We start from the raw sequence: 18,701 nt of genomic DNA, 5'->3' as shown, positions 1-18,701 counted from the left end.
GCCAAGCTCTTTGGCGATGGTCTCGGCCTCCTCGGGAGTACCCGCCACCCGGCCTCGCGGAACGGCAACCCCGAACTTCTCGAAAAGCGCTTTCCCCTGATATTCGTGGATATTCATCCAGTCCCTCGCGGATTCGGGTCAGATGCGTTGCCGGCGACGCGAAAAAACAGCCCCTGCGGGCGGATCAATCACCTGTCCGCCTATCAACTTAACTTTCTGGTCAATTTCCAAAGTACTGACGGGCGCAGCCTGGGCTTGGAACAATGAGACGCACGCCCATAAATCCAACGCGGCCTTACCGGCTTTGAGTTTCCAATCCGCCGTCAGTCCAGCGATTTGATCAGTTCGCGAACATGGTCCGCCGACTTATTAAAAGCCGCCTGCTCCTCGGGAGTCAGATTCAGCTCGATGACTTCCTCCACGCCGCCAGCGCCCAGCTTCACCGGAACACCCATGAAAATGCCGTCCTGGCCGTATTCGCCCTGAAGCAGTACCGCGCACGGCAAAATGCGCTTTTTGTCCTTCAGGATCGACTCGACCATCTGCACTGCAGATGCGCCGGGGGCGTAGAAAGCGCTCCCTGTCTTGAGAAAGTTCACAATTTCGGCGCCACCGTCCCGCGTCCGCTGAACAAGCGACGCGATCCGCTCGGGCGTCATCAAATCCGTGATGGGGATACCTGAAACCGTGCTGTACCGGGGAAGCGGAACCATGCTGTCGCCGTGTCCGCCGAGAACAGTCGCGCTGATGTCTTCGACCGACACGTTCAGTTCCATCGAGATGAACGCCCGGAAGCGTGCGCTGTCGAGAATGCCGGCCATGCCCATGATGCGCTCGCGCGGGAAGCCGCACTGCATATGGGCCTTGGTCACCATTACATCCAGCGGATTGGAGACGATGATGAGAATGCAGTCCGGCGAATGCTTCACAATCTCATCGGTCACCGACCCCACGATTTTGGCGTTGGTGGAAATCAGATCGTCGCGGCTCATGCCGGGCTTGCGGGCGATGCCGGCGGTGACAACCACAATGTCCGAGCCCGCGGTGTCGGCGTAATCGTTGGTGCCCGTGATCCGGCAATCGAAACCCTCTACAGGAGCCGCTTCGTAGAGGTCCAAGCCTTTCCCTTGCGGCACGCCCTCGACGATATCCACAAGAACGATATCACCCAGTTCCTTTGCGGCGGCCCAGTGCGCGGCGGTGGCGCCGACGTTTCCGGCTCCGACGATGGTGATCTTCGACCGGCCCATGATTTCCTCCCGAGAGGGCTAGCCTCTCTATTTCATGTTCTTGATGATGGCCTTCCCAAATTCGGAGCAGGAGAGCTTCGTGGCGCCTTCCATCTGCCGGTGCAGATCGTAGGTGACCGTTTTTTTCTCGAGGCATTTCTCGATGCCCTTGACGATCAGGTCGCCCGCCGATTTCCAGCCCATGTCCTCGAGCATCATGACGGCGGAGAGGATGAGGCTGCCCGGGTTCACCATGTCCTTGCCCGCGTATTTTGGCGCGGTCCCGTGCGTCGGCTCGTAGAAGTGAATCTCGTCGCCGATGTTGGCGCCGGGCGCCATGCCGAGGCCGCCGACCTGGCCGGCAATGGCGTCAGAGAGATAATCGCCGTTGAGGTTTGTGGCGCAGAGCACCTCGTACTCCCGCTGGCGGGTAAGAACCTGCTGGAAGATGTTATCGGCAATGCGGTCGTTCACGAGGATTTTGTTCTGGGGCATCTTGCCGTTGTGTTTTTTGCTCCAGAGCTCCTCCTCGGTGACGATGTACTTGCGGTATTTTTTCTTGAGGAAAGCGTAGCCCCAGTCCTTGAAGGCGCCCTCGGTGTATTTCTGGACGTTTCCTTTGTGGACGAGCGTCAGGACTTTCTTCTTGTGCAGGATGGCGTAGTCGATGGCTTTTTTGACGATGCGCTCGCTGCAGAAGACCGAGATGGGCTTGATGCCGATGCCGCTGTCCTTGCGAATGTTGGTGCCCATTTCCTTGTTGAGAAAGTTGATAACCTTTTTGACTTCTTTGGTACCGATCTCCCACTCGATGCCAGCGTACACGTCCTCAGTGTTCTCGCGGAAGATGCACATGTCCACCCACTCGGGGTGAAGCATCGGGGAGGGAACGCCCTTGAAGTAGCGCACGGGGCGTACGCAGGCATAGAGATCGTTGATCTGCCGGAAGGCGACGTTGAGGCTACGGAATCCGCCGCCGATCGGGGTATAGAGGGGACCCTTGATGGCAAAATAGTAGTGGCGGATAGCCTGCATGGTCTCATCGGGCATCAGCTCGCCGTACATTTCCTCGGCGTCTTCGCCTGCCATGACGCGGAACCACTCGATCCGTTTCTTTCCCTTGAATGCTTTTTCCACGGCCGCGTCCACGACATCTATCATCACCGGGGTGATGTCCACGCCGATGCCGTCCCCGCGGACGTAGCAGACGATGGGGTCGTTCGGAATCTGGGGTTTCCCGCCCTTAAAGGTGATGCGGGTCCCTTCTTTCGGGGCGACAAGTTTCTTGAATTTGATGCTCATTCAGCACTCCCTGTCTGGCCGATCTGGGATAAGGGAGCCAAGACCGGCTCCCGAAACGAAATCAAGTAGCAGGACAGTCCCGCAATTACAGATATAGACCAAGTCTCACAAGCCCGCTTCGCTTGAGAATGGAAACCCCATAACCCGCAGTTTTCCAGAGACTCATGGAAGCCGAAAGAGACGAAGCCCATATTCTTCCGCCTCCCTCTCAGTAAATCACTTGCGCCCGGGATACTAAAGGCGCGGCGGATAAAAATCAATGTTGCCGCCCGTTTTTCCGCCTCATCCCGAGCGCTTCTCCCCGGCCCCGAACCGGGCGCCCGGCGGCCATGGAAAGCTCGGAATTTCCCCTCACAAAACCTGCGGAAATCCGCCTTGACCCCGGCCTTCCCCCGGGCCACCATTTCTCCAGATTCCAGGGCCCGGTGACCGGCCCCACCATCTCCGCTCACAGAAGACGATGTCCCACACCCCGCAAAATCGCTTCGGCCAACACTTCCTCCGCGCCCCCGGCGTGCTCCGCCACATCATCGAGCTGGGCGAGATCGACCAGGGTGACTGCGTTCTGGAGATCGGAGCCGGCGACGGAACGCTCACCCGGGCGCTTCTCGAGACCGGCGCGCGGGTCATCGCCGTGGAGATAGACCGGAATCTGATTCCAGTCCTTCGGGAGATGGAGGCGGCCGAGGAAAATCTTCAGGTCGTGGAAGGCGACGCCATGCAGCTCGACCTCGACACTTTCCCCGCCCCGGCGAAAGTGATCGCCAATCTTCCCTACCAGATCGCATCGGGGCTTCTCTCCCGCATATGCAGGCGGAAAGAGCGGTTTCCCCTGCTTGTCGTGATGGTGCAGCGGGAGGTCGGCCTCAGGCTCACGGCACCGCCCGGCGGGAAGGATTACGGCAGCCTCACGCTGTGGATAGGGCACCATTACGAGGTAGAACTCGCCCGGAGGGTTCTCCCCGGGGCGTTTCATCCGCCTCCCAAAGTGGATTCCGCACTCATGCGCCTTCGCGCCCGGCCGGCGCCGCCGGTCGAAGTTCCCGACACCGATCGTTACTTTCAACTCATCCGGGCCGCCTTCGCGCACCGGCGCAAGACGCTCTTCAATAACCTCCGCACGATACGCGGCGCCGGGGACAGTGCAATTGACTGGAGCGCGATCCTCGATGACGCCGGCATCGACCCGAATACGCGCGCCGAAACGCTCGAAGCCGAAGACTTCGCCCGGATCGCCCGCGCACTGGACGCATGGTGACAAGCACCGCCCGGAACCCGCGAATTCTGATCCACCGGCTGGGGGCATTCGGCGACACCCTGCTGACGCTGGCGGCGCTCGACACCTTGAGACGGAATTTCCCCGTGGGCGAAATCACCCTCGCCGCGGATCCCGCCTACGGGGCACCGCTCCTCGACGCAGGACGCGCCGACCATCTTCTTGACGCCGGCGCGCCGCCCTTCCATCTGCTGCCCATGGAAGCCGGAACGGCGGACGACGACAATCTTTCCGGCCTCCTTGGTGCATACGATGTCCTGGTTTTCTTCAGCCTCGACGCGGAGGGGGCGCTCTCCCGCCGGCTCGGGGCGCTTCGCCCGAAGACCTCCGTTGTGGCTTCTCCATTTCCGCCCGAAGAGCGCGCCATTCATATCCTCGACTGGATGCGGGAGAGTCTCGCACTGATCGCTCCCCAAGCCGGCCCAAGTGCTCCTGCGCCTCTTCATCCCTCGCGGGCGAGTCTCAAAGCTGCCGACGCCCTCCTTCGCCCGCTGATGGGGGGGGACAAGTCCTTTCTCGCCCTTCATCCGGGAGGGGGCGGGAGACAGAAATGGCCGCCCCCTGAGCGCCTCGCCCGCCTCGCCCGCTCTTTTTGCGAGATGACTGGCGCGCGGCCACTGCTCATTCAAGGGCTGGCGGACGATGCGGCCTGCAGAATGTTTGAACGCGAATGGGGTGGAAACGTTCCTGCGCTCGAAAATCCGCGCTCGGCGGTGCTGGCGGGCGTGCTCGCCCGGGCGCGCGCCTATCTGGGTGGCGACTCCGGCGTCAGCCATCTGGCTGCCCTATGCGGAGCGCCCACCCTCGCGCTCCTCGGCCCGGCGTCGGCCCCCCGGCGCTGGTCGCCGAAAGGCGTTCGGGCCATGTGGAACTACTGGGAAGACGAGACGGGCGCAACGGAAAAGCTGCGCCATCTCATGAAAGATGCCGGGGAGGCGTCGTTAATGGATTAGCTTGCCGATGCGGCTCCAGCGGATGGAGCCGTTATCACCGTTCCAGGACCAGTAGATGATGAAGGCCGCGCCGCGAATCTTGTCTTCCCAGCAAAGCGCGGACCACAGGGAACAGGGAAAGGGAAGCGCGAGGGAATATCCCCCCAGGCTCAGGGGGATGAAATCGCGCCGCTCGCCGATCTTCAGAAAACCCCAAGAGCGGCTGTCCTGGCTGTTGTTCCGGTTGTCCCCCATGACGAAAAGATGGCCCGGGGGGATTTGTCTCGGCCCCCAGTCCATCCCTTCGCTCCCGCCCCTGTAAATGGCGAAATCCCGATCGCCCATGGGGATACACGTCTGCGGGGCATTCGGAGTGGAACAGTTGATGTACACTCGTTGCCCGCGAACCATCACGATCTCGCCCGGAAGACCGACAACGCGCTTGATGAAATCCCGGCTCTCATCGCGCGGAAACCGAAAAACGATGACATCTCCCCGGCGGGGTTCCCGGAACCAGTAGATGAATTTGTTGACGAGAATATGATCGCCGATGAGAAGGGTCTCTTCCATTGAGCCGGATGGAATCTTGAACGCCTGAACAACGAAGGTGCGGACGAACAGCGCCAGCGCCAGCGCAATCAGAATGGCCTCGGCATATTCGCGTACGACCGATTTTTTGTACCCGTTTGCCTCTCTCTCTTCGCGGCTCACGTCCCCTCCCGGCTCACGTCAAGGACGGCCATAAATGCCTCCTGTGGAACCTCTACTGTCCCGATATTTTTCATCCGCTTCTTCCCTTCTTTCTGCTTCTCGAGGAGTTTCCGCTTCCGGGTGATGTCGCCGCCGTAGCACTTCGCCGTCACATCCTTGCGCAGCGCCCGAATCGTCTCGCGCGCAATGACGCGGCTGCCGATGGCGGCCTGGATCACGACCTCGAACATCTGCCGCGGAATCACCTTCCGCATCCGCTCCGTCACCGCCCGGCCGTAATAATACGCCCGCTCTTTATGGATAACTGTCGAGAACGGATCAACCATCTGTCCGTTCAGCAAAATGTCCAGCTTGACCACCTCGGCGGACCGGTAATCCAGATACTCGTAGTCGAAGCTGGCATACCCCCGCGTGGCGGATTTCAGCTTGTCGTAAAAATCATGGAGTATCTCGCTGAAAGGAAATTCATAAACAATCTGCACCGTCTTGGTGTCGAGATATACCATGGAGCGCTGTATCCCTCTCTTCTCTTGCGCCAGCCGGATCACCGTCCCCACATATTCCGAGGGAACGAGGATGGTCCCGAGAATAAAAGGCTCCTCCATCTCCTCGATGAGGCCGGGGTTTGGCATCTTGGCCGGACTCTCGATCTCGATAACTTCGCCATTCGTCAGGAGCGCCCGGTAGACCACCGTGGGCGCCGTGATGATGAGGGTGAGATCGTATTCGCGTTCGAGGCGCTCACGGATGATGTCCATATGCAGAAGGCCGAGAAACCCGCACCGGAATCCGAAGCCCAGGGCCGCGGAAGACTCCGGCTCGAAAGAAAAGGCCGAATCGTTAAGGCTCAACTTCTCCAGCGCCGCCCGCAAATCTTCATATTCCACGCTTTCCGACGTATAGAGACCGCAGAACACCATCGCCTTCGGCTTGCGGAAACCTGGAATGGGTGCGGCGGCGGCCCGGGAGGAAAGCGTGACGGTATCGCCCACCTGGGTGTCGTGAACCTCTCGGATGGAGGCCGTCAGGTAGCCGACCTCCCCGGTCCCCAGTTCGTTGACCAGTATTTGATGGGGTGTAAACGTGCCGAGGGAGAGGACCTGATATTCCTTTCGGTTCGACATGAAGCGAATCATGTCCCCCTTCTTGAGGCCCCCCTCGAAGACCCGCACCAGGGGAATCGCTCCCTGGTAGGCATCGAACCACGAATCGATGATCAGGGCTTTTGTCGGGCCCTTCGGATCGCCCTTCGGCGGGGGGATCCGCTCCACGATGGCTTCCATCAATTGGTCAACACCGATCCCCTGCTTGGCGCTCACCAGGAGGCATTCTTCTCGTCCAATCCCGAGAATATCCTCGATCTGGCCCATCACCCGATCGGGGTCCGCCGAGGGGAGATCGATCTTGTTGACAACCGGAATGATCACCAAATCAAGATCGAGCGCGAGATAGGCGTTGGCCAAGGTCTGCGCCTGAACGCCCTGGGTAGCATCCACCAGAAGGAGCGCCCCCTCGCATGCCTTGAGGCTGCGGGAGACCTCGTAGCTGAAGTCCACATGTCCCGGCGTATCAATCAGATTGAAGATGTATTCCGTGCCGCTCCTGGACGCGTAGCGAAGCCGAACGCTCGCCGCTTTGATGGTGATCCCCCGTTCCCGCTCGAGTTCCATCGAGTCGAGAATCTGAGCGGTGCGCTCGCGCTCGCTGACTGCCCCCGTGAAATCGAGAATCCGATCCGCCAGGGTGGATTTACCGTGATCGATGTGAGCGATGATGGAAAAGTTCCGGATATGCGCTTGGTTCACGGCAAAGGGTTTACTCTCGGAAGGCGAAAAAATCCCCAGTGGCCATTCTTGCCACGACAGCCCATAAAACTACCAGAGGGCGGGAAAGCCGGTCAACAAATCATTCCTCTCGATTTGCGCTGGGCTGTCCCGAAAACAAGGGCAATGCTAGCATGGCGGTGGGTTTCGCGACAATGCCTCTCTATTGCCAGGAAATAACCGATGAAACGGCTTGCCTCTTACCCCTTCCCCCGCGTTTCCTTTTTTCTGGCCCTTGCCCTTGGCATTGGCCTCGAGATGCGGTTTCCGCCCCCGGCCGCCTCCCTCGACGCCCCCTCATTTGTTCAGGCGGTGAAGCGGCTCCGGCCCTCTGTCGTTCACATCGAAGTCAAAAGGGCTACCCAGCAGCTGGGCGGCTTCGGGGGATTTTTCGAGCGATCCACAAAACCACCGGATGGCTCCTTTCCCTGGCAGCCCGGCAACGCTGGCGCGGGAATCATCATCTCGCCCATGGGCCATATCCTGACCAGCCTGCATCTCGTCAAGGAAGCGGTCTCGATCCGCGTCCGGCTCCAGGACGGCGCGGAGTTCGACGGACATATCGTCGCGGATGACGAAAGCACCGATCTCTCCCTCTTGAAAATCGACACCGCGCGGACGCTGCCCCCCGCGAAACTGGGCGATTCCGACCTTCTGGAGGCGGGCGCGTGGGTCATTGCCATCGGGAGTCCCTTCGGCCTCTCCCATTCGGTCTCCGTCGGGGTGGTGAGCACAAAGACCAGAAAGCTGGAAAAGGGAAACCGCACACAGAAGGTCTACATTCAGACGGACGCCGCCATCAATCCCGGAAATTCGGGCGGCCCGCTCGCAAACGAAAAGGGCGAGGTCGTCGGCGTCAACACCGCCATCTTCGCCCGGGGGCAGCGCTCCCGGAATCTGGGGGTGGGATTCGCCATTCCGATCAACGATGTGAAGCCGATCATCGACGAACTGATCCACCGGGGTCATCCCGTCCGGGGGAGACTGGGGGTGACGATCGGGCCGGTCCCCCCGACCGAGAGCAGAAGTCTCGGACTCCAACACTCCCGCGGCGGCAGGCTTGAGGAGGTGGTTCGCGGCGGGCCGGCCGATCGCGCAGGCCTGAAGAGAGGCGATATCGTCGTATCTTTCGACAAGAAGGAGATCCTGAACTGGGAGATGCTCGCCCGGCTGATCGCCCGGGCGGGGCCAGGGACGGAGCATGAGATAACATTCTACCGGAGCGGAAAACTCCTTACGAAAAAAATCCGCATCGGGCGTTTGCCCCAGAGCCGCTCGGCAAAACCCGCAGGGCCTGACCGGCGAATCGGCCTTCGGGCCTCGGACCTGACCCCGCCACTTGCGAACCGCTTTGGCATTTCAGAAACTACAGGGGTCATCGTCGTTTCGGTCGCACCCGGCAGCGCGGCCGCCCGAAGCGGGGTTCGGCCCGGCGATGTGATCCTCGAAGTGGACAAGAAGCCGGTTCGCTCCATGGCCGATTTCCGGGTGGCCATGCGGAACACCGGAGAAGGAAATCCGACATTCCTGAAAATTCGGCGCAAGCAAACCATTATTTTCGCCGCCATACGGTATCGCCCATGAAAAAAGTGTACATCATGCTTTCCGGCCGCTGGTCTCCCATCCTTTTCTTCACGCTCTTGCTACTTCCGCTCTCCATCGGCGCAGCGCTCGCCGCTCCCAGTCAAATGACCCAGCAGCGTGGGAGGGAGGGACGCCGGACGCCCATCGTCCACGCCGTCGAACTCGCCGCCCCCGCGGTGGTCAACATCAGCGCGTTTCAAATCCGAAAACGTCCCAACCCTTTTTCCCAGTTCAATCTGGACCCGGCCGAGGAATTTTTCAAGGAATTTTTCGGCGGACAGAACCAGAGAAGGCGAACCAGCAGTCTGGGAACGGGCGTCATCATCCGCTCTGACGGCTACATCCTCACAAACGAACACGTCATCTCCCGCGCAACCCGGATTCTTGTTCACCTGGCCAACAAGCGCACCTACCCGGCGCGCCTCGTGGGCGCCGATCCCGGCAACGACCTCGCCATCCTGAAAATCGACTCGAAGGAACCTCTTCCCCACCTCCCGATGGGCCGGTCCGATGATTTGATGATCGGCGAAACGGTCATCGCCATCGGCAATCCATTCGGCCTGGGCCATACGGTCACCACCGGCGTGGTCAGCGCCCTCGGACGCACCATCGGTCTCGGAGGGCCGCGCAGGAAGCGGCATCCGGGGGATTTCATCCAGACGGACGCTTCCATCAATCCGGGAAACTCGGGCGGGCCGCTGCTCAATATTTACGGCGAGCTGATCGGCATCAACACCGCCATTTTCGGGAAAGCGCAGGGAATCGGGTTCTCCATTCCCATCAACCGGGCCCACCGGATCGTGAACGATCTGATTTTGTTCGGAAAAGTGCGGAGGGGCTGGGTCGGCCTCGTCCTTCAAAACCTCACGTCCCGCCTCGCCACGCATCTAAATTATCCGCAACACCAGGGCGTGGTGGCAGCCAAAATTCTTCCCATGAGCCCGGCGCTTCAGGCGGGGATGAAACGCGGCGACATTCTTCTTTCTTTCGGCAACAAGGAGATCCACTCGCGCCAGGAATATCTGAACGAACTCTCCGGCTACACAGTGGGCTCCGAGGTCGCGATAAAATTCTGGCGAAGCGGTCAGATACTCTCGCGGCAGATCGTTCTCACGGAAGTGCCCGAGACACTGGCGAACGAAATTTCGCGCGATTGGCTGGGTGTTCGCGTGGGCCCAATCGACGGCGAATCGCTGCGTAACTTCCGGCTTTCGACGACGAAAGGCGTTGTCGTGACGATCGTTTTCGAGGGGAGCCCGGCGGAAAACATCGGCATCCGGCCGGGCGATGTCATCCGAAAGATCAACGGACTTGAGACGGACGATCTGGGCACGTTCCGGCAAGCCATCGTCCGGGCCAGGGAGTTCCCGCAAGTGCAGCTTCTGGTCCAACGGAACCGGGAAGGCTACAACGTCACGCTGGCGCCCTAGCCGCCCTCTTCCCGCGGAAACCCGCCGGGACGGATCAGGACCTGTGCCTTCGGCCCGAACAGTTTCTCGTGCTGCTGCAGCGCGAAGCGGTCTGTCATTCCGGCGATATAGTCGCACACCATCCGGTGCCTTCCGTCCTTCTCCCGCCGCTGGGCCACATGAACAGGCATGCGGGACGGATCGTTCACATAACTCTCGAAGAGGTCCGTCAGGACGTGGCGCGCTTCATCTTCCAGATGAATGACCTGCGGGTTCCGGTACATTCGCTCCATCAAAAAATTCTTCAGTTCCCGGTTGCGGCTTCCCATCCCATCGCTGAACGCGGCGACGCCGTGGCCCCGCGCGCGGACATCGGAGATGTTCTGCAGCTCCAGGGCGTCAATTCGCGCTTGCGTGGCGATGACGAAGTCCCCCACCTGGGCGTTGATGATGCGCCGGATAGCCTCATGCCGCAGGATTCGTTCCGTTGCGTCCGGGAATGCCGCCTGTGAGCTCTCGTAATGCTCGCGCCAGAGCGAAGTCTGTTTTGCGTCCTGCCAGGTGAACAGATTCGAGGACAACCCGTCGTCCAGATCGTGATTGTTGTAGGCGATTTCATCCGCCGCATCGACGACCTGCGCCTCGAGTCCCGGTGCGATATCGTTCGTGAGTCCTCCGGGCATCGGACCCCCGTAGCGGCTGAGGTACTTGATAATTCCCTCCCGCGTTTCCCAAGTCGGGTTCAGGCCGGAGAAAGCTGGATAGCGGCGCTCGAGATATTCCACGATCCGCAGGGCCTGAAGATTGTGCTCAAACCCCCCATGCGCCGCCATCAGATCGTTGAGCACCTTCTCGCCCGCATGGCCAAAGGGGGGATGTCCCAGATCGTGGGCCAACGCCACCGCTTCCGCCAGATCCTCGTTCAGGCGGAGCGCCCGGGCGATGGAGCGCGCGATCTGGCTCACCTCGACCGTATGGGTCAGCCGGGTGCGGTAGTGATCGCCGACGTGGTTTACAAAGACCTGCGTTTTGTACTCGAGGCGGCGGAACGCCGTCGTGTGGATGATCCGGTCGCGGTCCCGCTGAAAAGCGGTGCGCATCGGATGTTCCTGCTCGGGGTGGACCCGCCCCAGAGATTCGCTGCTGATGGCGGCATAGGGGGCGAGCAGCGTGTGCTCTCTTCGATCGGTTTCCTTCCGCCAATCTTCCACGCATCTCTCCCGTGAAACGGAAAGTTTTCTACCGGGAAGGAGCGATGCCCTTCCGCCAGGCCGCAAAAAGGTAGGTCATCGCCAGAGAGCCCCAGGGCGCCCACTTTTTCTCCCAGATGCGGACCTTCGCTTCCGAAACCTTGTCCTCGCCGTAGCAGTAGCGCCCCACCACCTTTTGGACGCCCAGATCCCCCGCGGGCAGGACATCTACCCGACCCAAGGCGCGGAGAAGCGCCTGCTCGGCCGTCCACCGGCCGATGCCGCGAAGCTGAACCAGCCGCTCGATCGCCGCCTCCGAGGAGAGCGCGGCAAGGGCCGCCTCATCCAGCGCGCCTGAGGCGACCTCCTGCGCCGCACCTATCACATACTCGGCCTTGCGCTCGGAGAATTGCAAGTTCCGGTAAGAACTCACCCGGGTGCGCGCGATGCGGCCGGGAGAGGGAAACGCATAGTGGATTTTACCGTTTAGCGACAGCCGCTCTCCCCAACGCTTAACCACCCGCGCGCGGATGCGCCCGCCGAAGGTGAGGTTCACCTGCTGAGTGGTGATGGCGGTGAGGAGGGCTTCAAAAAGAGTGCCGTAGCGGACGGGCTTGAGGCCGCGAAAGGCTTTCACAATCGGCGCGAGGCGGGCATCCTCCCGGGCCATGCGGTAAAAAGGGGCGAGATTCAGATCGGCCGCCAAAATATGGCGCAGGGTCCGCTCCCCCGCCTCGACCATATCCCCATTGATTTTCCCCGGTGCAAGAAGCCGCATCTCCACCTGCGACTTTCCCCCGGAGCGCGCCTCCAAGAGAAAATGCCCACCCGCAGCGTTGTGAACGACCCGGCGGAAAGCCTCGCCGTCATAGCAGTTGATCAATTCATCGGGAGAGTTCTGGAAGCGCACAACGCTCTCGTGAAAAAGAAAAGGGCCCCGGATGGGCAGGACGACCCTTTTCTCTCCCATGTCAGACCTCAAGCTTCCGGCCGACGAGATAACAGGCGGCGCTGAGGAAAACCACCGTGCACAAGACCAGGTAAGACAGATGCCAAACCAGCGACTCCGCCTTTCCGTAGATGATCAGCCCCCGCACCAGTTGGACCGCATGGGTGAGCGGCAGGAAGGCCGATATTTTCTGCACCCATTCGGGCAGCCCGCTGATCGGAAACATCGTCCCGGCGAAAAAGAACATGGGCATCACGACGATGGAGAAATGGAAATTGAACAAGGAAAAGCTCGGCGCCATCGTCGCCGCCATCATTCCGAGACCCGCGAACATCAACCCTTCCAGGAAGAGAATCGGCAGGGCCGCGATCGCCCACGGCGAGCCGACCAGACCGAAGAGTGTGAGGACGACGATCATCAAAGTGGAACTGATCAGGGCCCGCGTGGCGCACCACAGCAGATCGCCGAGCACCACGTCTCCGATCGTGAGCGGCGCCGAGAGCATGGCCTCGTAGATGTTCTGAATCCGCATTCGGGAGAAGACGCCGTAGGTGGACTCGTAGGAGGAGGTCCACATGGCGATCGAAACGACAATCCCCGGCCCGATGAACTGGGCGTAGCTCAATCCGTCCAGGGAGGGGACGAGCCTTCCCAGCCCGTAGCCGAACGCGAGGAGCCAGAGGAAATGCTCTCCCAGATTGCCCGCCCACTCGGCGAGAAAATAGGAGCGGTAATAGACCAGATGCCGGATCCAGACGCGGTAGGCCCGGTGGCTCGGGGCAAACCCGGAGAGCATCATTCGCGTATCTCCCGGCCGGTAAGGCGCAGAAACAAATCCTCGAGTGAGGCAGGCCGCCGGATGAAATCCGACCTCCCGCTGGATATCAGGCGTTCCATGATGGGGGTTCCGTTGCGGCAATACACATAAAGCGTATCGCCCGCGTGCTCCCAGTCAACGGGAAGACCCTCCAGGGCGGAGAGGATGTTTTTCTCGTCCTCTTCCATGCCGCGGAATTCGAGTACTTCTTCTCCCACATGCGCTTCCACCAGTTCTGCGGGCCCGCCCTCCACCAGAAACTTCCCTTCATCGATCACCGAAATGCGATCGCAGAGCTGGGCGGCCTCTTCCATATAGTGGGTGGTGAGGAGAATCGTCAGCCCCTGCCGGCGAAGCTCGCGGAGGCGTTGCCAGACCAGATGGCGCGCCTGGGGATCGAGCCCCGTCGTCGGCTCATCGAGAACCAGGATCTGCGGCTGGTGGAGAAGCGCCCGGGCGATGTGGAGCCGTCGCTTCATTCCGCCCGAGAGAACCTTGATTTGCGCATCCACCTTATCTCCGAGCTGGACGAAATCCAGGAGCGAATCAATCCGGCTGCGGGAGTCGCGGCGGGAGATGCCGTGATACATCGCGAAAACCCACAGGTTCTGGCGGACCGTCAACTCCCTGTCGAGCGTATCTTCCTGGGAAACGATGCCCATCCGCTCGCGTGCCAGGCGGGCCTGTTGGGGCATTTTGAAGTCCAGCACGCGCAGATCGCCCGCATCCGGGCGGACAGCCCCATGGAGCATCCGGATGGTGGTGGTTTTGCCCGCGCCGTTCGGCCCCAAAAAGCCGTAGCACTCCCCCCGCCGGACGTGAAACGAAATCCCGTCCACGGCGTGCAGCGCCCCGAAGGATTTTCTCAGGCCTGTGGCATGAACATGGAAATCTTCAGACAAACAATGCTCCGCAAAACTGGCAGGAGGCCATCAGGCTCCCCGAAGACGCTCCGCCTCGGCCACCCGTTCGATGGCTATCATATAAGCCGCTGTTCGCAGGGAGGTCCTCTCCTTTTCGGCCAGATCATGTACCCGGCCAGCGGCGTGGACCAAAATCCGGCGAAGTTCGGTATTCACCTTTTTCTTGCTCCAGGTGAACTGCTGAATATTCTGGACCCACTCGAAATAGGACACAATCACGCCGCCCGCATTGGCCAGAATGTCGGGCACAATATAAACATTCTTGTCCAGCAGAATTTTTTCGCCCGCGTCGGTCACCGGCGCGTTGGCCGCCTCCAGAACAATCCGCGCCCGCACATCGTTCGCATTCTCGGCATGAATCACACCGCCGAGCGCCGCCGGCACCAAAACATCCACATCCAGCGCCAGAAGCTCCTCGTTCGTGATCTGCTCGACGCCATCCAGGCCCGACAGATCGCCGTGGCTGACCCGGTAAGCCAGGGCATGATTGAGGTCAATCCCCTTTCCCGAATAATAGGCCCCGGTCACATCGGAGATGGCCTGCACCTTCACGCCAAGCTGCGAGAGGAAAAGGGAGGCATAGCTGCCCACGTTCCCGAATCCCTGGACCGCGGCCGTCATCTTTTCGGGGTCCCACTTCTCTTTCTTGGCCATCTCTCCAAACACCATCACAACGCCATTGCCTGTCGCCTCCTCCCGGCCCGCCGACCCGCCGAGGGCAATGGGCTTTCCGGTCACCGCCGCCAGGCTGTAGCCGTTCCGGCTGCTGTACTCGTCCATCACCCAGGCCATCACCTGGGCGTTCGTGTTCATGTCGGGCGCCGGGATGTCCCGGTAAGGACCCAGGATCCGGCCGATACGGGATATGAACTTCCGGGTCAGGCGCTCGAGTTCGGCTCGGGAGAGGTCCTTCACATCCACATCGACGCCACCCTTCGCGCCGCCGAAGGGGATATTCACCAGGGCTGTTTTCCAGGCCATGAGCTCCGCCAGACCGCAAATCTCATGCCAGGTCACATCCGGGTGGTAGCGGATGCCCCCCTTGAACGGCCCGCGCGCCCCGTTGAACTGCACGCGATAGCCGCTATAAACGACGAGCGAACCGTCGTCTTTCCGCAGCGGCACCTCCACGCGGACCTCCCGAAACGGCGACTTCAGGAGAATCCGCATATCATCATCGAGATTCATTTTGTCGGCTGCGGCCATGAACTGGGCCCCAGACGTGTCAAGGATGCTGACCTTCTCAACAGGCTTCTTCGGCATGAACGCCTCCGTCATCAGGCAAGGTAAGGAGAGAAGGCTGAACCCATCGAGCAGAATTCATGGACGCGGCTAGCACTAATGGCAAGAGCAGGCTCCGCCGCTGCAGCAGCCGCCTCCGCCAAACGAGGAAGTGCCGCCCCCGAGAGAGGCTTTCGCTCCGACGCCAAACAGGGAGAGTTTCTTCCGGACATTGTGCGATCCGCATTCCGGGCATGTCATCCTCTCATCGCTCTCGGAGGATGAAATCAGTTTCTCAAAATCACGTTCACACTTCGCACAGAGGTATTCATACATCGGCATCGAATGCCACTCCCGTAAAAGCGGTCAGCGCAGTTGCTGCGCCTGCCGCCAGTCAGAAAGAAACTTCTCCAGACCGATATCCGTCAACGGATGATTCAGCAGCTGGCCAATGACCTTGAAGGGTAAGGTGGCGATATCCGCGCCCATGCTGGCAGCTTGGAGAAAATGGACGGGATTGCGGACGCTGGCCACGAGAACTTCCGTCGCGAAATCGTAATTCTGGAAAATCTGAACGATGTCCGCGACCATATCCATGCCCGACTGGCCGATGTCGTCAAGACGCCCGACAAAAGGACTCACGAAAGAGGCGCCCGCCTTCGCCGCGAGAAGCGCCTGGGCCGGATTAAAGATCAAGGTCACATTCGTGCGGATGTTCTCCTCGCGGAATTTGCTCGCCGCCCGAAGGCCTGCGGGCCCGACGGGCACTTTGACGACAACATTCTCGTGGATGGCGGCAAGGGTCCGCCCCTCTTCGACCATCTCCTCCCACTCGGTGGCCACCACTTCGGCACTGACGGGGCCGTCCACAATCCCGCAGATTTCCTTGATCCGGGCATGGATGTCCGCCCCCTCTTTGGCGATAAGAGAGGGATTGGTGGTCACCCCATCTAAAACGCCGAGCGAGGCCGCCTCTCGAATCTCATCCAGGTTCGCCGTGTCGATAAAGATCTTCATGGATACTCCCCCGCCATTCAAAACAGGTGTTTACTGCAACCCGGGGGGCATCTCCATACCCCAAGTAATGAAAAAGATGAAGGTACGACCCCGAAAAGTCAACGTCCCGAACACCAAGGGGAAGCCGGCGGTCTCCTCTGAACCTTAGCTTTTTTCTTCCTTGGGCTTGCCCCGGGCCGCAAACTGCTCGGCGCAATCCGGCCCGCAAAAGAGCAGCCGCTCTTCCCCCGCCTTTTTTAAAACACCCGTATCCGGCGGAAAATACGTGTGGCACTCGGGGCAGGCCCGAAGCTCGCCCTCGAAGCCTTCCCCGCCATGGCCCGGCTCCCGCCCCTCTCCCTTCCCTTTGAAGATTGAGGTCATCGCGTAGTAAATTGCCCAAGCGAGAAACAGATAAAAGAGAAGACGGATAATCATAATTTCTTTCCCCCGATACCGCCCTTGCGAGCGCTGAAGCCGGCTCCTTCTCGGCGTAAGACTTGGCCATGACATCCGACAAGCCTTGGTATGAAACTTCCTTCGACGCAGACTACCCGCTCATGCAGCGCGCGGAGGATTCGTGGACGCCCGTCCAAACGGCCTCCGTCGAATTGCTTCTCGATCTCCCCCCCCGGGCGCGCATCCTGGATCTGGCCTGCGGCTACGGCCGCCACAGCCGGAAGTGGAAAGAAAATGCCTACCGGCCCGTCGGTCTCGACTTCAGCCTCTCGCTCCTGCACCAGGCCCGGAAACAAGAACCGCGGCTCTCCTGGGTCCGCGGGGACATCCGGCGACTGCCCTTCGCCGCGGAAACCTTCGACGCGGCAACCTCCCTGTTTACTTCTTTCGGGTACTTCCAAGACATCACTGAGGACAAGGCCGCCGCACAGGAAGCATACCGCATCCTACGCCCCGGCGGAGGCATCTATATCGACGTGCGGAACCCGGAGCACCTTCGCAGCCACATTCCCCCGGAGGAGGAAATCACCATCGAGGGATACCGGATTATCGAGTCCAGCCACATCAACGACAGCAGCGGAGAAGTCCGCTACGAGATTTTCCGGGAAGTGCATCCCCCCGGGCGCCCACCGAAAAAATACATGTACTCCCTGCGCCTTTTCGAGCCCGAAACACTCAAAAGCCTACTGGAAGAGGCCGGATTCGCCAACATCAATCTCTACGGCCACTACAACGGCGTTCCCGTATCCCCCACGCGGCCGCGCCTCATCGCCACAGGAAAGAAGATGTAGCTTCCCTCTCAGCGGAAGAGAGCGCCGCGGTGGCGTATCCAGCCCCCCGGCTTCTCCCCGCGGGTGCCGCGGTGCGTCCAGTGAATCGTTCCGCCTTTCCGGCTCCATTCATACCGCCCGAACACCTCCACCCCATCGCCCAGACGAACGGGGACACGGGCGGCCAGATCGATGTTGTGGGAAACCAGAACCGTCAGACCATCGGCAAGGCGAACGATGAACCGCTGATGCCGGCTGCCCTTCAGATCATCTTTTAGAACCCGGATGACTTCTCCTCGGGCGCGGAGCCAAACACGCGATTGCCGCTGGACGAACGCCTGCCGGACGGGCGAGGGAGCGGCCGCCGCGGCAGATGCGGAAAACACAGGGGCGAGTGAAAGAAGAGCGGAAAAAAACGCGGCCAGGAGGAAGCGGACCCGGCGCCCTTTCCTCATACCCTTTCAGCCACGCCCGTCCCGCTGCCGTGATAGGCCTGGAGTGAGCGGACGGCGGTTTTCCCTTCCCGGAGCGAGCGCATCGCGCGCGTGGCCGCCTGGGCAGCCGCGAGCGTCGTGCAGTAGAAAATATTCCGCAAAAGGGCGGTCCTTCGGATGGAGTAGCTGTCCAGCTTCGACTGCTTGCCCTCTGTCGTGTTCAGGACAAATGCAATCTCATCCTGCTCCATCAGATCAACGATATGGGGCCGCTCGCCGTCGGTCACTTTGTGGACCTTGCGTGCGGGTATCCCGTTCGAGTCGAGGAACCGGTGCGTCCCGTCCGTCGCCACGATCTCAAAACCCAGCTCGACCAGCGCCTGCGCCACCGGCACCGCCGCCGCCTTGTCCTCATCGCGCACCGAGACGAACGCCCGCCCGCCGGAAGGCACCTCCGAACCCGCCCCGAGTTGCGACTTGAGAAAGGCCGCCGGGAAATCCGGCGCCAGCCCCATCACCTCGCCCGTGGACTTCATCTCGGGACCGAGAAGTACATCCTCCCCCGGGAACTTTTTGAAGGGGAAAACCGCCTCCTTCACCCCGTAGTGGGAGACCACCGAGTCCTGCGTCACGCCGAGCTCCTCGAGCGTCCCCCCCGCCATGACGCGCGCCGCCA

At 60.8% G+C, this 18,701-nt stretch carries 20 protein-coding genes; 5 read left to right on the top strand and 15 right to left on the bottom strand.

Going from position 1 to position 18,701, the window contains the following annotated elements:
- From sucC to icd, 3 genes are all read right to left on the bottom strand, one after another.
- A partial coding sequence (gene sucC, locus O2807_02185; protein MDA0999313.1) for a succinate--CoA ligase subunit beta occupies nt 1–117 on the bottom strand: 117 nt, incomplete at its 3' end.
- A gap of 206 nt (nt 118–323) precedes the next feature.
- Nucleotides 324–1,250 carry a malate dehydrogenase gene (gene mdh, locus O2807_02180; GenBank protein ID MDA0999312.1) on the bottom strand — a complete coding sequence of 309 codons (927 nt, stop codon included), beginning with the start codon at nt 1,248–1,250 and terminating at the stop codon, nt 324–326.
- Between the two features lie 27 nt (nt 1,251–1,277).
- Nucleotides 1,278–2,531, bottom strand: a complete 1,254-nt coding sequence (gene icd / locus O2807_02175) for an isocitrate dehydrogenase (NADP(+)) (protein ID MDA0999311.1) — start codon at nt 2,529–2,531, stop codon at nt 1,278–1,280.
- Nucleotides 2,532–2,991: 460 nt separating this feature from the next.
- Here icd and rsmA point away from each other — a divergent pair, with 460 nt between their 5' ends.
- Together rsmA and O2807_02165 are read left to right on the top strand one after the other, a co-directional pair.
- Nucleotides 2,992–3,789: a 16S rRNA (adenine(1518)-N(6)/adenine(1519)-N(6))-dimethyltransferase RsmA gene (gene rsmA / locus O2807_02170; protein ID MDA0999310.1), complete on the top strand. Its 798-nt coding sequence runs from the start codon at nt 2,992–2,994 to the stop codon at nt 3,787–3,789.
- Complete coding sequence (locus O2807_02165; protein MDA0999309.1) at nt 3,783–4,760, top strand: hypothetical protein; 978 nt, start codon at nt 3,783–3,785, stop codon at nt 4,758–4,760. Before rsmA ends, O2807_02165 begins: the two co-directional genes overlap by 7 nt.
- Here the strand turns inward: O2807_02165 and lepB are convergent.
- Nucleotides 4,749–5,450, bottom strand: coding sequence for a signal peptidase I (lepB, locus tag O2807_02160; protein MDA0999308.1), 702 nt, complete (start codon nt 5,448–5,450; stop codon nt 4,749–4,751). The two genes, O2807_02165 and lepB, sit on opposite strands and share 12 nt — an antisense overlap.
- The gene (gene lepA, locus O2807_02155; GenBank protein ID MDA0999307.1) at nt 5,447–7,255 is read right to left on the bottom strand and encodes a translation elongation factor 4; all 1,809 of its coding nucleotides are present in this window, start codon (nt 7,253–7,255) and stop codon (nt 5,447–5,449) included. Before lepA ends, lepB begins: the two co-directional genes overlap by 4 nt.
- A 201-nt stretch (nt 7,256–7,456) precedes the next feature.
- On the opposite strand from lepA, the gene O2807_02150 reads away from it, so the two are divergent.
- Both O2807_02150 and O2807_02145 read left to right on the top strand, forming a co-directional pair.
- Nucleotides 7,457–8,857, top strand: coding sequence for a trypsin-like peptidase domain-containing protein (locus O2807_02150; GenBank protein ID MDA0999306.1), 1,401 nt, complete (start codon nt 7,457–7,459; stop codon nt 8,855–8,857).
- Complete coding sequence (locus O2807_02145) at nt 8,854–10,287, top strand: trypsin-like peptidase domain-containing protein (protein MDA0999305.1); 1,434 nt, start codon at nt 8,854–8,856, stop codon at nt 10,285–10,287. Before O2807_02150 ends, O2807_02145 begins: the two co-directional genes overlap by 4 nt.
- Here O2807_02145 and O2807_02140 read toward each other — a convergent pair.
- The 8 genes from O2807_02140 to O2807_02105 form a co-directional block, all read right to left on the bottom strand.
- Complete coding sequence (locus O2807_02140; protein MDA0999304.1) at nt 10,284–11,477, bottom strand: deoxyguanosinetriphosphate triphosphohydrolase; 1,194 nt, start codon at nt 11,475–11,477, stop codon at nt 10,284–10,286. The genes O2807_02145 and O2807_02140 overlap by 4 nt on opposite strands.
- Nucleotides 11,478–11,505: 28 nt before the next feature.
- Entirely contained in the window at nt 11,506–12,426 is a 921-nt protein-coding gene (locus O2807_02135; protein ID MDA0999303.1) for a hypothetical protein, read from the bottom strand.
- A 1-nt stretch (nt 12,427) separates the two neighbouring features.
- A complete protein-coding gene (locus tag O2807_02130) occupies nt 12,428–13,204 on the bottom strand; it encodes an ABC transporter permease (protein ID MDA0999302.1) in 777 nt (258 codons plus the stop codon).
- Nucleotides 13,201–14,124 carry an ATP-binding cassette domain-containing protein gene (locus O2807_02125; protein MDA0999301.1) on the bottom strand — a complete coding sequence of 308 codons (924 nt, stop codon included), beginning with the start codon at nt 14,122–14,124 and terminating at the stop codon, nt 13,201–13,203. The genes O2807_02130 and O2807_02125 overlap by 4 nt, the downstream gene beginning before the upstream one ends.
- 30 nt (nt 14,125–14,154) lie before the next feature.
- Nucleotides 14,155–15,408 carry a Glu/Leu/Phe/Val dehydrogenase gene (locus tag O2807_02120; GenBank protein MDA0999300.1) on the bottom strand — a complete coding sequence of 418 codons (1,254 nt, stop codon included), beginning with the start codon at nt 15,406–15,408 and terminating at the stop codon, nt 14,155–14,157.
- A 75-nt stretch (nt 15,409–15,483) separates the two neighbouring features.
- Nucleotides 15,484–15,702, bottom strand: a complete 219-nt coding sequence (locus tag O2807_02115; GenBank protein MDA0999299.1) for a zinc ribbon domain-containing protein — start codon at nt 15,700–15,702, stop codon at nt 15,484–15,486.
- 30 nt (nt 15,703–15,732) lie between these two features.
- On the bottom strand, nt 15,733–16,383 hold the full coding sequence (fsa, locus tag O2807_02110) for a fructose-6-phosphate aldolase (GenBank protein MDA0999298.1): 651 nt from the start codon (nt 16,381–16,383) through the stop codon (nt 15,733–15,735).
- A gap of 144 nt (nt 16,384–16,527) precedes the next feature.
- Entirely contained in the window at nt 16,528–16,800 is a 273-nt protein-coding gene (locus O2807_02105) for a hypothetical protein (protein MDA0999297.1), read from the bottom strand.
- 68 nt (nt 16,801–16,868) lie between these two features.
- On the opposite strand from O2807_02105, the gene O2807_02100 reads away from it, so the two are divergent.
- Nucleotides 16,869–17,612, top strand: coding sequence for a methyltransferase domain-containing protein (locus O2807_02100; protein ID MDA0999296.1), 744 nt, complete (start codon nt 16,869–16,871; stop codon nt 17,610–17,612).
- 8 nt (nt 17,613–17,620) lie between these two features.
- Here the strand turns inward: O2807_02100 and O2807_02095 are convergent, their stop codons facing one another.
- Both O2807_02095 and carB read right to left on the bottom strand, forming a co-directional pair.
- Nucleotides 17,621–18,046 (bottom strand): DUF3465 domain-containing protein, encoded by a 426-nt coding sequence (locus O2807_02095; protein MDA0999295.1) that lies wholly within the window; start codon nt 18,044–18,046, stop codon nt 17,621–17,623.
- Nucleotides 18,043–18,701 (bottom strand): carbamoyl phosphate synthase large subunit (carB, locus tag O2807_02090; GenBank protein ID MDA0999294.1); only part of this gene is annotated, 659 nt, incomplete at its 5' end. The genes carB and O2807_02095, both read right to left, overlap by 4 nt.

It is taken from the genome of bacterium (genome assembly GCA_027622355.1).
Classification (GTDB): domain Bacteria; phylum UBA8248; class UBA8248; order UBA8248; family UBA8248; genus JAQBZT01.
Note: the sequence above shows the minus strand (reverse complement) of the source record. Positions and strands in the feature narration are given on the sequence as shown.